Origin of the sequence: Pseudomonas sp. (assembly GCF_049300855.1) — a bacterium.
Lineage (GTDB): Bacteria > Pseudomonadota > Gammaproteobacteria > Pseudomonadales > Pseudomonadaceae > Aquipseudomonas.
Window position 1 is genome coordinate 424,258 of sequence record NZ_JBAQKH010000029.1, and the last position, 16,989, is coordinate 441,246.

Below are 16,989 nucleotides of genomic sequence, written 5' to 3' on the forward strand. Positions count from 1 at the left end.
AGTTCAACTTGCCGCGTTGCTGGCGGCAGGTTTTTACACGCCCGGAGAAAAGCCAATGCCTAACCTCGAAAGCACCACGCTCAAGCGCCGCAAAACCGGCCTCATCGCTGTCGATCACGCCCGCAGCGCTGGCGGCTACACGCTGTTCGCGCCACAAACAGCAGATGGCAATGTGTTCCTGATCGATCTCGACGGCGAAGTCGTCCATCGCTGGAAACTGCCGCAGCGCCCTGGCCGCGACGCCGTGATACTGCGTAACGGCAACCTCGGCTACAACGGCAACCACCCGGATTCACCGGACCTGTTTCCGGGCTGGTCGGTGTGGCATGGCGGCGCGTTCAGCGAAGTGACGCCAGATGGCGAAGTGGTCTGGGAGCACACCGATCTGCTTCACCACCATGACGCGCAATGGCTGGACAACGGCAACCTGCTCTACACCACCGCTGAGCCGTTGAGTGCCGAACTGGCCCGGCGTGTGGTGGGTGGCATTCCCGGCAGTGAGGCACCCGGCGGTGTGATCTATGCCGATGTCGTCAAGGAGGTCGATCGTCAGGGCAATGTGGTTTGGGAGTGGCGCAGTTGGGAGCATCTGCGCCCTGAAGACTATCCGCTGCACGAAGCCTTTGAACGCCACCACTGGCCGATGACCAACGCAGTCACACCGGGTCGCGACGGCAAGGTGATCCTCAGCCTGCGCAGTGTCTCCTCGGTGATCGCCGTGCAACGCGGCAGCGGTGAAGTGCTGTGGCGATTGGGCCACGATCTGGTCGCGCAGCAGCATTGCCCGAGTGAACTGGAAAACGGCAACGTGCTGGTGTTCGACAACGGCATCTTCCGCCCGCACGTGAGCATGCCGCACTCGCGCATTCTTGAAATCAACCCGTCGACGCAACGCATCGAATGGCAATACGCCGATACGCCGGGCTATGCGTTTTTCACCCCGTTCATGGGCGGCGCGCAGCGTTTGCACAACGGCAATACGCTGATCACCGAGGCCAACTTCGGCCGCTTGTTCGAAGTCACCCCGGCCGGTGAAGTGGTCTGGGAGTACGTCAATCCGCATTTCGCGACGTATCCCGATGCGGCCTCGCGACGCTATCTGCCGGGCGAAAACAACGCGATCTTCCGTGCCCACCGTTATCAGCGCGCAGACCTGCGCTGGCTGCGTGACTGAACATTCTCTGACATCCACCGCAACGATCACGCTCACGCAAGCCACGCGCAGCGAAGTATCGACTCCTCTCGAAGAGCGGCTTGAGGCCGCTCCAGGAACCACCGATGAATCTTCTTTTTTCGCGCAATGTTTCAGCTGGCGCCCTGGGCTTGTGCTCGTTAATGCCGCTGCTGCCGGCTACCGCCAATGATTTACCCACCAACAATGAAGTCCTGCAGACAGTCACGGTCGAATCACGGCGGCGCAGCGAAGACGCGCAGCAAGTGCCGACGGCCATGAGCGTGCTGGGCGCGCAGACGCTGGAGGAACAGCGCTTGTATCGCTTGCAGGATCTGCAGCAGGCAATGCCCAGCGTCAACGTCGCATTCATGCACGCCCGGCAATCGAGCCTGTCGATTCGCGGCCTGGGCAACAATCCGGCCAGCGATGGCCTGGAAGGCAGCGCCGGGATTTATCTGGACAACGTCTATCTCGGTCGCCCCGGCATGGCCGTGATGGATTTGCTCGACATCGAGCAGATCGAACTGCTGCGCGGCCCGCAAGGCACCTTGTTCGGCAAGAACACCACGGCCGGTGTGTTGAACATCACCACGCGCCGACCTTCATCGACGCCGCAAGGCAGCTTCGCCACTTCTGTGGGCGAGGACGGTTATTCGCAAAATCAGGCGAGTTTTTCCGGCCCGCTCAATGACACGCTGACCGGGCGCATAGCCGCGTACAAAACCCACGAAAATGGCTACGTGAAAAACCAATTTGACGACCACACCCTCGGCGGCGGCATGCGCCAGGGCGTGCGCGGGCAACTGCTGTTTCAGCCCAATGACGATTTCAATCTGCGCTGGCTGGCTGATTATCACGAGGAAGATTCCAGTGCCGGTACGCGCTCGCTGTTCAGCACCGGGCCGAGCATCAATGGTGTCAACCGCTATGAACAGCGCGCAGCGGCTGTCGGGGCGACGTTGGTGGATGGGAGTCGGGTCAATCTCGACGCCGATCAGAACGTCACGGTGTTTCAGGGTGGCACGTCGCTTGAGGCGAACTGGAACCTGCCCGGCGACTTCACACTGACGTCGATCAGCGCTTATCGCTGGTGGGATTTCACACCGCGTAACGATGATGAGTTGAACGTCGATGTGATGCACAACGTCGGTCAATCGGCACGCGACAAGCAGTATTCGCAGGAGATACGGCTGGCTTCCCCGGTCGGGGAACACTTCGACTACGTAGTGGGCGCGTATTACTTTCGCCAGGAGATGAGCAACAAGGTATTCACTGACTACGGGCCTTTGGCCGACACCTGGAACGGCACCCCGCAAGGCGCATTGAACAACGTCGCCAGCGTTGGCCATGGCGATGTCGACACCGACAGTTTTGCCACGTTTGCCCAAGGCACCTGGCACCTGACGCCGCAGCTGGATTTCAGCCTCGGTGTGCGCGGCACCTATGAGCGCAAACTGGCGCAAGTCACGCGTAACGAACCGGTCGGTGGTGCTGGCGTCAGCGGGGCAGCGGCCGTCGCCAGAGCAGGGCGGATCGGCGCTTACGACTCTGGGGACTTGAGCCTCTACAGCTTCAGCCCTTCGGCGCTGGCTAGTCTGGCCTGGCATGTCAGCGATCAGGTGCTGGCGTATGCCTCGCTGTCTCACGGCGAGAAGTCGGGCGGGGTCAATCTCAGCGTCGCCAGTGCGCCCGTCGCCGGTGCCGATTCCTTGTTGATTGGCAGCGAGCGCGCCAACGACGCTGAATTGGGCATCAAAACCACGCTGCTTGATCAGCGTCTGCTGCTCAATGCCAACCTGTTCTGGACAGAGGTGCACGGCTATCAGACCAATGCCTACGACGACGTCAATCTCACCAGTTACCTGACCAACGCCGGCACCGTGCGCAGTCGTGGCCTGGAAGTCGACAGCAGTTGGCGGCCAATCTCGGGCCTGACCATCAACCTCAACGGTGCCTTCAACGATGTGCGTTATCTGTCTTACGACGATGCCCCGTGCCCGGCAGAAGTCGCCTTGCGCCCCGGAGCACCGGCAGCCTGCGATCTGAGCGGCCATGCGGTGGTCGGCGCGTCGAAATGGATCTTTAACAGCAACGCCAGTTATCAATGGAATCTGCACAATGGCTTGCAATCCTACGTCAACGGCAGCTACGCGTGGCGCTCCCATGCAGTCGGCACCGTGGATGATTCCCGTGATGCGCAGTTACCCGGTTACGGGTTGGTGAACCTGTCCGGCGGGGTGCGCGGCGATTGGGGCAAGGGCCAGTGGGACGTGTCGCTGTGGTTGAAAAATGCTTTCGACAAGACCTATTACACGACCCTTTGGAATTCACCCAACGGCGCCTACACCGGGGTGTTGGGCACACCGCGAACACTGGGGATGACAGCACGATACGATTTTTGATCGGGCATCTTCAGGTTGCCGGCGTGAAATTTATTCTGTAGATTTTCATGAAATTATAAAAAGATAATTTCATGAGGTCGGGAATGTTTCAGCAATCCAGCCAGCACGTCGACAGCTATTACGCCCACAGTTGCGCCGATATTCTGCGCGATCGAGCGGTGCTGGAAGGCGAACATGAAGCCGACGTGGTGATCATCGGCGCCGGTTTCAGCGGCCTGCACACGGCGCTGCGCCTGGCCTTGGCTGGCAAGCGCGTCACGTTGCTGGAGGCCAGTCGGGTGGCGTGGGCCGCGTCGGGTCGTAACGGCGGGCAGGCGATTCTTGGCTGGTCGTGCGACATGCCGCCGCTGGAGGCCGCGCTCGGTTATGAGCGGGCAAAACGGCTGTGGGATGGCATGCGTTGGGCGGCTGGGGAATTACGCGAGTTGCCCGGGCGGCATGGTTTCGATTGCGACTATCGGCCCGGGCATTTGTGGACGTCGGTGATGCCGCGTCGGGTCAGCCTGTTGACGGAATGGCAACACGAGGCCAGCCACAAGTGGGGCCATGATGCCTTGCAGTTCATTCCTCGGGAGCAACTGCCGGAATGGCTGGCCACTGATCGTTATCAGGCCGGACTTTACGACCCGCACGGCGCGCACCTCAATCCGCTGAAACTCGCGCTGGGTCTGGCGGCCGCCATCGAGCGTGCCGGTGGGCGTATCCATGAACAAAGCAAAGCGTTGAGTTATCAGGAGGAGGGCGCAGGTTTTCGCGTCAACACTGAGCGCGGCTCGGTGCGCGCCGATGTGCTGGTGCTGGCCTGCAACGCTTATCTCGATGAACTCGACCCGCAGCTGTCCAGTTGCATTCTGCCGGTGGGCACTTACCAGGTCGCCACCGCACCGCTCACCCCCGAGCAGGCCAGCGCGCTGTTGCCGCGCAACGTTTGCGTGACCGACAACCAATTCGTCCTCGATTACTTCCGCCGCACGCCGGACCACCGTTTGTTGTTTGGCGGCGGCTGCACGTATCTGGGCGGCATGCCCAAGGACATTGCAGCGGCAACCCGACCATTTCTCGAGCGAGTATTCCCGCAGCTCAATGGCGTCGATATCGAGTTTGCCTGGGGCGGGCATATCGACCTGACGATCAATCGAACCCCGGATGTCGGCGGCGCGGGCAATCGTTATTGGCTGCAAGGCTACTCGGGCCACGGCGTATTGCCGACATTGGCCGCAGCACGTGCGGTGTCTGACGCGATTCTCGGTGATGCGGATGAATTGGCGTTGTATCAGGGCCTGAGCAATGGCCGTTTTCCCGGCGGCAAACATTTCGCCGCACCGCTGGAGGCGATTGGCAAAGCCTGGTATCGCCTGCGCGACAGTATCTGATGAGACCTTTTTCGGAATCCATGGCATGAACAAGCAAGAAGAAATCGCCGCGCTGGCGATCCTCATCCACGACCTGCGCAAGCACAAGAAATGGACCCTCAAAGAGCTCGCCGACAAGATCGGCCGTTCGGTGGGCTTTCTGTCGCAAGTCGAGCGTGGTTTGTCGCGGCCCACCGTGGCGGACCTGACCGCGATCAGCGAAACCTTCGGCGTGCCGACCACCTACTTCTACAGCCTACCCAAGCCTAAAGAGCTGCCGTGGGTCACGCGACCGGACGAGCGCCGCACGCTGTATTACGCCAATGGCATCACCGACATTCTGGTGTCGCCGCAGATCCGCGCGTCGTTCTCCATGCTCGAAAGTCATCTGGAGGCCGGCGCAAGCAGTGGCGACCGCCATTTGACTGACAGCTCGGAGCAGGGCGGTTACGTCCTCGAGGGCGAACTGACGCTGTGGCTGGGCGACGACGAAGAACCGACCACGTTGAAGGCCGGCGACAGCTTTCAATTCGACAGTCACACCCGCTGTCGCTACGGCAACCTCACCGAGCAGCTGACTCGCGTGCTCTGGGTCTACACCTGATAACAACAAAGGATAAACACGATGGACGCTGTCTGCGCTGACCTGCTCGCTGAAGTACGGGCGTTTCGCCAACGCTACCCCGAGGTGCGTTATGTCGACCTGATCTCACTGGACATTCCCGGGCACTTTTACGGCAAGCGCTATCCGGTCGACATGCTCGAAAAAGTCGCCGCCGGCAGCGCCCTGAAACTGCCGCAGAACTGCGTATTGCTCGGCGTGCAGGGCGGACTGTTCAAGATTGGCGACTACTGCTTCAACGATGGCGATCCGGATGCCGTGCGCCGCTTGGTCCCGGGCACACTGAAACCGGTGACCTGGGAGGCGCAGCCGCTGGGGCAGATGTTGATCACCTCGGACGGCACCGAAAACCCGATCGAATTCGAACCGCGTGAAGTCCTCGCGCAGGTGCTCAATCGCCTGGCGCGCAAAGGCATTCATCCGGTCGTAGCTTTCGAGCTGGAGTTCTATTTGTTCGATAAAAAGCTGCGTGACGGCCTGCCGCAATTTCCTCGTGATGAATTGAGCGAGGATGCCGATGATCAACCGAACATGCACATCGAACGCCTGTCGCGGTTTGCGCCGGTACTCGATGAAATGGTCGAAGCGACGCGCGCGCAAGGCATCGATGCCACGGTGATCACCGCTGAACTTGGCCCCGGCCAATTCGAAATCAACTTCGGCCACCTCGACGATGGTTTGCGTGCGGCGGATTGGGCAGCGTTGTTCTGCCGCAGCACGCGCGGCGTCGCGCTCAAACACGGCTATCGCGCCAGCTTCATGGCCAAGCCGTACTTGCAGCATCCGGGCAGCGGCATGCATGTGCACGTCAGCCTGTATGACGCTGACGGCCATAATCTGTTGGCGGCGAATCAACAACAGGCGTTGCGCCATGCGGTCGCCGGTTGCCTGGAATTGCTGCCACACAGCATGCCGATCTTCGCCCCTAACCAGAACGCCATGCGCCGCTTGGGCGGCACGGTGAACACCGCGACCAAAGCCAGTTGGGGCTTCGAGGACCGAGATGCCTGCTTGCGCATTCCCGAGTCAGATGAGCAGAACCTGCGCATTGAGTATCGACTGGCCGGCGCGGATGCCAATCCGTATCTGGTATTGGCGGCGATTCTGGTGGGATTGGAACATGGGCTGGAGTCCGGTCAAGAGCCGATCGCGCCGCTGAACGAAGATCGCGCTAGCGGGATTGGTTTTCCGACGGAGATGTTTGAAGCGGTGAAGACGATGCAGCATCAGCCTCAGTTGCGTGAAGGGCTGGGCGCTGAGTTTGTCGATGTGTATTGCGAGAATAAACGCCAGGATCATTTGGCGTTTATGCAGGAGATCAGTGCGCGGGAGTATCGCTGGTATATGTGAGGCGGTGCTTATCCAGAGCGCGCCTTAAATGGCCGCTTTTGAGCGCATTGCACGCCTGTTGATGTGGAAATCGAAGATCACTTGATAATGCGCGATCGTAAACTGGGCGTATCTCCACAGTCGTTGCGCAGAGTAGCAAGGGAAGTGATGGTCAAATGACAAGTCGGCCCATTGAAAGGAATCATGTATGACCACCCCATCACCTGCTCATACCCTGAGCACATTGTCCGACCTTGATTTCTATCACCGCAGATCGGTGCTGCTGCCTGTTGAAATCACCACTCTTGATGCCTGGAACTTCATGCGGGCCAAGCCGGGACTGGTCATGCGGCTGGCGTTTCGAACGAGGGATGCAATTTCTTCGTTATTCGGCGTGAAGCGCATCGGCGGGTTCTCCGGTGCCCGGCGAGAAACCGTACAGGCTGGCGAAAAACTGGATTTTTTTCTGGTGGAGCATAGCGCCCCTGACTTGCTCGTTCTGAGCGTCAGAGACCGGCACCTGGATGTCATGATTTGTCTTTCGATAACAGATCGTGTGTTCACGATCACATCGTCTGTCGTAACGCATAACGTCTTTGGGCGCCTCTACATGTTACCGGTGGGCCTGGTCCATAGGTTACTGGTCCATAGGGACCTCGAGCGTCTGAAACGCGAGACAGGTGCCGCCGAAACGTGATTGTCGACGCCAGCGTCGAGAGGTGCCGCTATCGACCAGTCTCCACCTAGCGATTGCAGCTTTTCTAGCTACGCTTGCCAGCAAGAGATTGGTGCAAGCACGCCGACTCCTTAATTGTCTGGCAAGGGAGCCAACAACCATGGATAGCACTCACGGCGTTTACCCATCAGCTACCGTTCTGGTAGTCGACGATACCCCCGATAACCTGATGCTGATCGCCGAGTTGCTCAAGGACAAATATCGGGTCAAAGCCGCCAACAGCGGCGAAAAAGCCCTGCGCCTTCTACAGGCCGACCCGCTTCCCGACCTGATTCTGCTGGACATCATGATGCCGGGCCTGTCCGGTTATGAGGTTGCCGAGCAGCTCAAGCTTGACGCTCGCATTCGCCATATTCCGATCATTTTCCTGACCTCGATGACCGCTTCGGAGGACGAGATTCGCGGCTTGAGCCTGGGCGCTGCGGATTACATCACCAAGCCGATCATCCCGCCGGTGCTCATGGCCAGGGTCGAGACTCAGATCAAGCTCAAGGCCGTTGCCGATTTCCTGCGCAATCAGAACGATTTTCTGGAGCAGGAAGTGCAACGCCGTACTCGCGAGGTCATCGCCATCCAGGATGTCACGATCCACGCCATGGCTTCGCTGGCCGAAACCCGTGACAACGAAACCGGCAACCACATTCGCCGCACGCAGCACTACATCAAACGCTTGGCTGAGCTGTTGCGCAATCACCCGCGCTTCCGGGACTTTCTCGACGAGGACACTATCAAGCTGCTCTTCAAATCGGCGCCGCTGCACGATATCGGCAAGATTGGCATTCCTGATCGCATCCTGCTCAAACCGGGACGGCTCACCGCCGAAGAGTTCGAGATCATGAAGACCCACACCACCTTGGGGCGCGACGCCATCCAGCACGCAGAGGATCAGTTGGGAATAAACGTCGACTTCCTTCATTTGGCCAAAGAAATTGCCTACGGCCATCAAGAAAAATGGGATGGCAGTGGCTATCCGCAAGGCGTGGCCACCGATGACATCCCAATCAGCGCCCGATTGATGGCCGTGGCGGATGTCTACGATGCCCTGATCAGTCGACGCGTGTACAAGCCCGGCATGCCCCACGAGCAGGCGGTGAAGATCATCCGCGAAGGCCGGGGCTCGCATTTTGATCCCGACATCTGTGACGCGTTTCTGGCCAATGCCGAGCAGTTCCGCGAAATTGCCGAGCGCTTCGCCGACAGCGACCAGGACATGGCCAGGCAGTTAGCCCTGCTTGAGCAGATTGCCGACCGTCCCTGAGCCCCGCGTATCAGTTAGCACATCCAGTTGAAAGAGGCCGTTTATGAACAGACTGTTCGAGATGCTCGAGCGCCTGTCCCTGCGCAGTAAATTGATCATCGGCTTCGCTGCGCTGCTGACATTGATCCTGATATTGGGCGTGCAAAGCCTGCGCACCCAGTATTCGCTCAAAAATGAAATGCAGCAGTTGTACCAACAGGATCTGGTGGGTATCCAGCATGTGCAGGAAGTCCGGGTGCAGTTGCCGCATCTGTTGCTCGCCATGCAACGTGCAATCGCAACCAACAACGCGGACATCCGTATCAGCGCCAGAGCCCAGATGGATGTCGCCCAGGCGCGACTCCATGAAGCGCTGGAGCAGGTTCGTCCAACACTGCGCCGACAGAGCAGCATCAGCAGCCTGCTGGAATTCGAGGTGTTATTACAGCGTCTGCAAAAAAATGGTGATGAGGCACTGGAACTGGCCGGCAAGGGTTCCTTGGGGCAGGCCTTGATGTTGCTCAACAGTAAGGACTTTCTTGCGCTGGAGCAGGGCGGCGACGGGCTGCTCACGCAGATCGAGAAAAACAAGGAAACCGACATCCACGATACAGCGAAGAACCTGGCTGAGTACGCAGAGCGTAGTACTACGATCACGTACATCTTGCTGCTGGGCGGTTCGACACTGGCTTTGCTGTTGACCTGGCTGGTCAGTTATTCCATTCGCGTGCCGTTGAATCGCGTACGCGTGGCCGTGGATGAATTGGCGTCGGGCAAGCTGGACGGCCAGATCCCGCACACCGACCTGCGCAACGAAACCGGCGATCTGGCGCGCGCCATTGCCACGCTGCAGGTTGAGGCTTGTCAACTTGAACGCCAGCGTTGGGTGAAAGCTCACGCCTCGCTCCTGCAAGTCGATCTGCAACAAGCCGAGACGCCGCAACAATTGGCCCAGGCTTTTTTCAGCCGCATCGCGCCCCGTTTGGGCATGTGCCAGGGGGCGCTTTACGTGCTCTATGAAGGCGCATCACGCCTGAGACTGGTCGGCGGTTATGCGGTGGACAGCGCGCACCCGTTGCCCGCCGAGCTTGAACTCGGTGAGGGATTGCTTGGTCAGTGCGCACTGGATCGCCAGCCCCGTCAGCTTGAGGATCTGCCCGAATCGTTCTGGCATGTGCGCGCGCAGTTGGGCGCAGTTGCCGCCAGCCACCTGATGGTGCAGCCGGTGCTGCGTGGCGAGCGCCTGCTCGGGGTTGTGGAAATGGCAGGCTTTCGCTCGCTGGAGGAGAACGAGGTGCTGCTCTTGCAAGAAGTCCTGCCCAGGCTGGCCGGTGCAATGGCCATTATGGAACGCAGCGAGGCAGCGCAAGCGCTGCTGCAGGAAACTCGGCGCCAGGCTGACGAAATGGGCGCGCAAACCTTGCAGCTGGAACACCAGGCCAGAGAGCTGGAGGCCCAGCAGGCAGCACTGCGCGCCACCGAGGCCTGGTACCGCGGCATCATCGAGGCAGCACCGGACGGCATGCTGGTGCTGGGGGCCGATGGCCGCATCCTGATGACCAATCCGCAAATGGATTCCTTGTTTGGCTACGCCCCCGGCGAGCTGATTGGCGCCAGCATCGAACGTCTGGTGCCGCAGGCTATCCGCGAGCGCCATGTCAGCCTACGCGACGGCTTCATTGCCAGCGGCGGAACCCGGCAGATGGGTGGCGATCTTGACGATCTGAGCGGGGTACGCAAAGACGGCAGTCTGTTCTCCGTGGAAATCGGCCTTTCTCATCTACCGCGTCTGGAGGGGCGTGGTGTCTGCGTGTGTGCCTCGGTGCGCGACGTGAGTGAACGCCGCGCGATGGAAGCCCGGCTGCGAACCGCAAGCGATCGCCTGAACCTGGCACAGGAGGCCGGTGACATCGGGTTGTTCGACGTCGATCTGGTCAGCGGCACAAATTATTGGACGCCTCAGCTAGAGACCCTGTTCGGACTTGAGCCTGGCGGATTCGGTGGCACGTTGGCGCACTGGAAGGCGCTGATGCACCCCGAAGATGTGGCACGGGTCAGCAGCGCGTTCGAGAGCGCCATCCAGAGTGGTAATGACCGCGTCGAGTTCGACTTCCGGATCGTCCGCAAAAACGATGGACGGGTGCGCACGCTGCGGTCGCTGAACCGCTTCTCACGCACGCCTGACGGTAAGCCATTGCGCGCAACCGGCATCAACATCGACGTCACCGCACTGGCAGAGGCGAGGGCTGCGGCCGAAGAAGCCACGCAAGCCAAGAGCGAGTTTCTCGCCAACATGAGCCATGAAATCCGTACACCGATGAACGCCATCATCGGTATGAGCCACCTGGCACTGCGTACTGAACTGGACAAACGCCAGCGCAACTACATAGAAAAGGTCCACCGCTCGGCGGAGAACCTGCTGGGGATCATCAACGACATCCTCGACTTCTCCAAGATCGAGGCCGGCAGAATGAACCTCGAACAGGTGCCGTTCCGCCTCGAAGACGTACTCGACAGCTTCGCTGCCATGATTGGCCTGAAGACCGAGGACAAAGGCCTCGAGTTGTTGTTCCAGATCCCGCCCGACTTGCCCACGGCACTGCTGGGCGATCCCTTGCGGCTGGGGCAAGTGCTGATCAACCTCGGCAACAACGCGGCCAAGTTCACCGAGCACGGCGAGATCGTGGTCGGTCTGGAAGAAGTGGAGGCGCACACGGACAGCGTGGAGCTGCATTTCTGGGTGCGCGACACCGGCATCGGCATGACCGTCGAGCAGTGTTCACGGCTGTTCCAGTCGTTCAGTCAGGCGGACACTTCGATCACCCGCAAGTATGGCGGCACCGGTTTGGGATTATCTATTTCCAAGAAACTGGTGGAGCTGATGGCCGGCCGAATCTGGGTCGAGAGCGAGCCGGGAATCGGCTCCACGTTCCACTTCCAGGTACAACTCGGCGTACAGCAAAATGTTCTGCCGCGTCGCATGTTCAAGGCTGGCGAGCTGTTGGGCATGCGCGTGCTTGTCGTGGATGACAACACCAGTGCGCGTGAAATTCTCTCGGGCATGGCACGCAGCTTTGGCCTGGAAGTGGATGTCGCGCAGAGCGGTAGTCTGGCGCTGCGCATGTTGGCCGACGCCGAGCACAAGGTCCTGCCTTACGATCTGGTCTTGATGGACTGGCGGATGCCTGGCATGGATGGCATGGAAACCGTGAGCAGAATGCATTCCGCCAGTCTGCTGCGCACGCCATCGGTCATCATGGTGACGGCTTTTGGCCGCGAAGAAGCCTGCGAAGAAGCCGAACGCCAGGGCATCCAGCTGCCGGTGGTACTGACCAAGCCCGTCACGCCGTCATCGTTGCTCGAAGCCATCGGTGTCGTGCTGGGCAGAGACACGCACAGCGACACTCGGGCTGGCGAACGCTCCCAACACAATGCCAGTACCGTCGCCAGTCTCAATGGAGCCCGGCTGCTTCTGGTCGAAGATAACGAACTGAATCAGGAACTGGCCAGCGAACTGCTGGAGAGCGTCGGAATACGCTTGCGACTCGCCACGCACGGCCAGGAGGCCTTGGATATCCTCGGCGAGGATGGCGACTTCGATGGCGTGCTGATGGATTGCCAGATGCCGGTGATGGATGGCTACACGGCCACCCGGCAAATTCGCCAGCTACCGCGCTTCAGCAGTCTTCCGGTGATCGCCATGACCGCCAACGCAATGGACGGTGACCGCGAACGTGCGCTCGAATGCGGCATGAACGACCATATTTCCAAGCCGCTGAATGTCGAAACGATGTTCGCCACAATGGCAAAATGGATCAAGCCACGTACCGCTCAAGCACCGCTGAACGCAGGTTTTGCCGATGGCTTGCCAGATCGTCTTGAGGGCATTGACCTGGCGGCGGGTCTCGCCACCTGCATGGGGCGGCGGGGTCTCTACTTACGTCTGCTCTGCAAGTTTCGCGATACTCAGACAAACTTTGCCGAGCAATTCCAGGCCGCACGAATCGATCCGGATCCTGCTGCCGCCGGGCGGCTGGCGCACAGTTTGCGCGGTACCGCCGGCAACCTCGGCGCCAAGGCCGTGGCGCAGGCTTGCGCTTTGTTAGAACAGGCCTGCCAAAACGACGAGCCGGCTACGGTAGTGCAAGCGCTAGCGACGCAGGTCGAGCATTGCTTGCGCCCGACCCTGGCGTCTTTGGCCGACCTTAAGGCGGACACAACGGCCTCCACGGATGGCGACCTGCTGGACGACTCGGCAATCAGCGAGCAGATGAACAAGCTAATTGTTCTTTTGGACGAAGGTGATACGGCGGCTTTGGACGTGCTGGCGGCACTGCGCAACAGGCCACTCGATCGAGCGTTGGCAGACCGTCTGACACTCGTCGCGGCGCAGGTGGAACTGTTCGACTTTGACCGCGCCTTGCAGCTTGTGAAAGGCTGCGATGGGCAGTAGACCGCTATTCGCGAACGTCTAATGCCGGCCAGAAGCGGACATAGCCCAAAGGAAGTCTTCGGACCGAAAAAAGACCCTGTCTTAAAAAACCGATAGGCTCATGTACTTGTTATCAGTAAAAATCCAGGCGAAAGGACATGGCACTTTCTAAAGGCGATCTCATAAAACTAATCAGCGCTGATCAAGCAAAAGTAGTTTTAACTGATTGGATTAGCTCTCGGGAGGCGGTACCGGGAGATATCGCTTTGGTGGAAGAAATCTGTATCGCAGAGGATGGACAGATCGTTCGCCTTCTGTGCGAGGACCGTCCTGGTTTTCTAGAGTGGCGAACGTCCTTTTATGAGGCAGGGTTGGCCTATGAACTCCTTCCGGGCCCCGCTGACGTCGCCAATTAAATCTTTGCGTCAGACAACTATTGCTCCCCACCAAGAGCTGCTTATGGTCGATGGAGACTCGTCACGAACGACTGCTTTCGGCCAGAAGCAGACCTTCACCCTGGAACGAGTAGAAGCAAGAAAATTCGGAGTAGGAAAATGCAATGTACCTGCAACGATAAAGACGATCTGGTAGATATTAGTCAGCGTTACACGGCGTTTGTCGCAGGAATGCGCTGCCTTGCAACGGCGGACTGGATCAAACTATTGCAATGTCCCGAGTGCGGGCAGCTTTGGCGAGCGGATGAGTGGGATAAATATCAAGCCCTGTACGCGCGCAAACTGGACTCGCCAGAGGGCTGGGAATCAGCTGATATGGAAACTTTGATAAAGCTGCGCATGGTCGAGAATCATGGCGGCCTGGATACTTCTGCTTGTCTGGCGAAGGACTGCAAGCAACGTGTACTCAAGGGAAGAGCCTATTGCGTTGACCATTTTTATGAAACCGGAGCGAGAGGTTGAACCGCTGAAACTGGTCAGTAGAGCGGGATTAAAGAACAGATCACGTTTTTCTGAATGGGGTCTGTCTCTGAACTCTCCCCCAGCCACTCAACCCTTCAACGACATCGGCCTGTCCCCACCCGGAGGCAAGCCAAACAGCCTCCGCACCCCATTAAGAAACGCGCCATAAGGCCGCCCCAGCACCAGCATCATCACCGCCGCGCCAAGTGTGCCACGCACCAGACCTTCGCCCGATGCGCCACTGAAGGCAATGATCGCTGCATAGATCGGCACCTGAAAACTGACCAGAGCAATACTGTCCCATATCAATCTCGACACCCGACCCTGACCTGCGCGCGTCATCACCCAATCGCGCCAGACACCGTAAGGTCGCGCGACCGGAATCATCAGCGCTGCGCCCAGCAGGCGCGCGTGCAGTACCTGATCCCAGGTCATGCCAGCAATGAAGCGTTCATTGATGATGCCGGTGGTGGTGAAAAACAGGATCAGCGCCGTGGTGTCTGCGATAAATGCAGTTCGACGCGTTGGCTGTTGCGGGCGTAGCGACACCTCACTTCTCCTTTCATGGCTTCAGGACCGATCTTTCCTCAGCTAGACGCCGGCGCTTCATCGTGCTCTGACAGCGGCTGCACCGCGAGGTGCGGCGATTCGCCGAAGTACTCGATCAGCAGATCCGTGAGCACGCGGATCTTGCGCGCGGGGTGCGGGCCGGGCGCGCGGAGGAGGTAGGCACCGGCCGGGGGCGGTGGATGGTTGGTCATGATCGGTACGAGTGCACCCGTGGCGATGTGTTCGTGGGTGAGGCAATCGGGCAAGTAGGCGACGCCGAGGCCGGCAGCCGCGGCCGAGGCGAGCGCAGTGCCGTTGTCAGCCTTGAAGCGTCCTTGCGGGCGAACCGTGATGATCTTGTCAGCCTCCAAGAATTGCCAGGCTTCGGTGCCTTGCATGAGCGCCTGATGGGCGTGCAGTTCGTCCGGGGTTTCCGGGGCGCCGTGCGCTTTGATGTAGTCCGGGCTCGCGACGAGCTTGGTGTAGACCGGGCCGATACGCCTTGCGATCAAGTTGGAGTCCTGCAGATAACCCACGCGAATCGCGCAATCGTAACCCTCGGTTATGAGGTCAACGAAGCGATCGCTGTAGCAGGTCTGCATGTGCAACTGCGGATGACGGCGCGCCATTTCCGCCAGCACCGGGGCGAAGTGTGTCGGCCCGAACGACAGCGGCACAGCCACGCGCAAGCGTCCGCGCAGGGCGCCGGCGGGCAGGATGGTTTCCTTGGCGATGTCGATTTCGCTGCAGACTCTGGCGGCGTAATCGCGGAATGTCGCGCCGGCCTCGGTGAGTGCCGCTCCGCGAGTCGAGCGTGCCAACAGTTGCACGCCGAGTTCCGCTTCAAGCCTGGCGAGTCGCCGGCTGACGATCGATTTCGAGACCCCGAGCCGCAGCGCAGCCTGCGAAATGCCTCCGGCATCGGCCACTTCAACGAAGGTTTGCAGTTCTTCGATATCCATTTTCGCGTTCCCCTTGGCGCGACACAGTTCGCCTCGGGATGCTACTACTGCAGCGAATAGGGGAACAGCACAATGGCTTTTCCAGGGGCGGCGTCACACGCCTGTGCCTGGAATCCATTAGCCGCACGGGCTCCGGCCTTTTCACCCACGTGCGTTAACCATACAAAAGGACCTGCAAATGGCAAGCGAAGCAATCCGCAACCCCCACACCGATCAACTGCTGACGCCCGAGAACTCAGCATTGATCGTCATCGACTATCAACCGGTTCAGGTGTCCTCGATCCGCTCGATGCCACGGGATGAACTGGTGTTCAACATCACCAGCGTCGCGAAGGCGGCGGTCAACTACAACCTGCCGATCATCCACTCGACCGTCAATGTCGCGACCGGCCGCAACAAACCACCGATTCAAGAGTTGCAAGCGGTGCTCGGCCATCTGCCCACCTATGACCGCACGTCGATCAACAGTTGGGAGGACACCGAGTTCAAGCAGGCAGTCAAAGCGCTCGGGCGCAAGAAACTGATCATGACCGCGCTGTGGACCGAAGCCTGCCTGACCTTCCCGGTGCTCGACGCGATCCAGGAGGGTTATGAGGTTTACGTGCCGGTCGATGCGGTGGGCGGCACGTCGCTCGCCGCCCACGAGGCGGCGTTGCGCAGAATGGAACAGGCGGGTGCGAAGCTCATCAGCCGCGTGCAAATGTACTGCGAACTGCAGCGCGATTGGGCGCGCGAGGTGACCGTGCCAGGCTTTATGGGCGTGTTCGAAAACTTCGACGGGTTCAATGCTGAAAAAGCGCTGGAGGAGGCGGGCAAAAAAGCCTGATTGTCGGGCGGCTACTGAAGGCAGCGCTGGCGACTGTCGGCGCTGCCTTCATTTTCAATCCTGCAAAATAATCTGAACCGCGTCGGGACCTGCTCGCCTAATGATTAGCTTGTGGTCAATCGCACAGGCGCTGTGCCAATACCGGCACACTCCGAGAGGTGGTCAACGTGGCTAAAGACGAAAAGAAAAGCAAAGACAAAGGTGAGGCTTCGAAGGCCAGCAAGGACTTGAAAGACAAAAAGTCATCACCTGAAAAGAAATCAGCGGCGGCGTCGGCGCTGTCAAAGTCTTCCGACAAGAAAGACAAGAAAAAAGACGCCGAACCGAAGAAGTCTGCGAAAAAAGCGGACAGCAAGCCTGAGAAGGCCAAGGATTCGAAGAAGGCTGACAAGCCGGCGAAAAAGAAAAAGTGATCTTGAAGGCAATAAAAACCCGGCATTCACCGGGTTTT

General features: G+C 59.5%; 14 protein-coding genes. 12 read left to right on the forward strand and 2 right to left on the reverse strand.

All coding sequences use genetic code 11. The features are described 5' to 3' along the window. Window positions 1-55: 55 nt before the first annotated feature. The 10 genes from WA225_RS16925 (at window position 56) to WA225_RS16970 (ending at window position 14,201) form a co-directional block, all read left to right on the forward strand. Complete coding sequence (locus WA225_RS16925; RefSeq protein WP_422608795.1) at window positions 56-1,174, forward strand: aryl-sulfate sulfotransferase; 1,119 nt, start codon at window positions 56-58, stop codon at window positions 1,172-1,174. A 161-nt stretch (window positions 1,175-1,335) separates the two neighbouring features. Beyond that, entirely contained in the window at window positions 1,336-3,576 is a 2,241-nt protein-coding gene (locus WA225_RS16930; RefSeq protein ID WP_422608936.1) for a TonB-dependent receptor, read from the forward strand. Window positions 3,577-3,659: 83 nt separating this feature from the next. Further along, window positions 3,660-4,949, forward strand: a complete 1,290-nt coding sequence (locus WA225_RS16935) for an NAD(P)/FAD-dependent oxidoreductase (RefSeq protein WP_422608796.1) — start codon at window positions 3,660-3,662, stop codon at window positions 4,947-4,949. Between the two features lie 25 nt (window positions 4,950-4,974). Next, entirely contained in the window at window positions 4,975-5,532 is a 558-nt protein-coding gene (locus WA225_RS16940; protein WP_007913292.1) for a helix-turn-helix domain-containing protein, read from the forward strand. Window positions 5,533-5,553: 21 nt separating this feature from the next. Then, entirely contained in the window at window positions 5,554-6,900 is a 1,347-nt protein-coding gene (locus tag WA225_RS16945) for a glutamine synthetase family protein (RefSeq protein ID WP_422608797.1), read from the forward strand. A 187-nt stretch (window positions 6,901-7,087) separates the two neighbouring features. Then, a complete protein-coding gene (locus tag WA225_RS16950) occupies window positions 7,088-7,576 on the forward strand; it encodes a DUF2867 domain-containing protein (protein WP_422608798.1) in 489 nt (162 codons plus the stop codon). A 139-nt stretch (window positions 7,577-7,715) separates the two neighbouring features. Further along, on the forward strand, window positions 7,716-8,873 hold the full coding sequence (locus WA225_RS16955) for a response regulator (protein ID WP_422608799.1): 1,158 nt from the start codon (window positions 7,716-7,718) through the stop codon (window positions 8,871-8,873). Between the two features lie 43 nt (window positions 8,874-8,916). Further along, window positions 8,917-13,305: a response regulator gene (locus tag WA225_RS16960; RefSeq protein ID WP_422608800.1), complete on the forward strand. Its 4,389-nt coding sequence runs from the start codon at window positions 8,917-8,919 to the stop codon at window positions 13,303-13,305. A gap of 137 nt (window positions 13,306-13,442) precedes the next feature. Beyond that, window positions 13,443-13,700, forward strand: a complete 258-nt coding sequence (locus WA225_RS16965) for a hypothetical protein (protein ID WP_422608801.1) — start codon at window positions 13,443-13,445, stop codon at window positions 13,698-13,700. A gap of 138 nt (window positions 13,701-13,838) precedes the next feature. Next, window positions 13,839-14,201: a hypothetical protein gene (locus WA225_RS16970; protein ID WP_422608802.1), complete on the forward strand. Its 363-nt coding sequence runs from the start codon at window positions 13,839-13,841 to the stop codon at window positions 14,199-14,201. An 87-nt stretch (window positions 14,202-14,288) separates the two neighbouring features. Here WA225_RS16970 and alaE read toward each other — a convergent pair whose 3' ends face one another. Next, the gene (alaE, locus tag WA225_RS16975; protein WP_422608803.1) at window positions 14,289-14,750 is read right to left on the reverse strand and encodes an L-alanine exporter AlaE; all 462 of its coding nucleotides are present in this window, start codon (window positions 14,748-14,750) and stop codon (window positions 14,289-14,291) included. A 38-nt stretch (window positions 14,751-14,788) separates the two neighbouring features. Next, on the reverse strand, window positions 14,789-15,712 hold the full coding sequence (locus WA225_RS16980; RefSeq protein WP_422608804.1) for a LysR family transcriptional regulator: 924 nt from the start codon (window positions 15,710-15,712) through the stop codon (window positions 14,789-14,791). A 178-nt stretch (window positions 15,713-15,890) separates the two neighbouring features. Between WA225_RS16980 and WA225_RS16985 the strand changes: the two genes are divergently transcribed. Both WA225_RS16985 and WA225_RS16990 read left to right on the forward strand, forming a co-directional pair. Next, on the forward strand, window positions 15,891-16,538 hold the full coding sequence (locus tag WA225_RS16985; RefSeq protein ID WP_422608805.1) for a hydrolase: 648 nt from the start codon (window positions 15,891-15,893) through the stop codon (window positions 16,536-16,538). 167 nt (window positions 16,539-16,705) lie between these two features. Continuing rightward, entirely contained in the window at window positions 16,706-16,951 is a 246-nt protein-coding gene (locus WA225_RS16990) for a hypothetical protein (protein WP_422608806.1), read from the forward strand. Window positions 16,952-16,989: the final 38 nt, after the last annotated feature.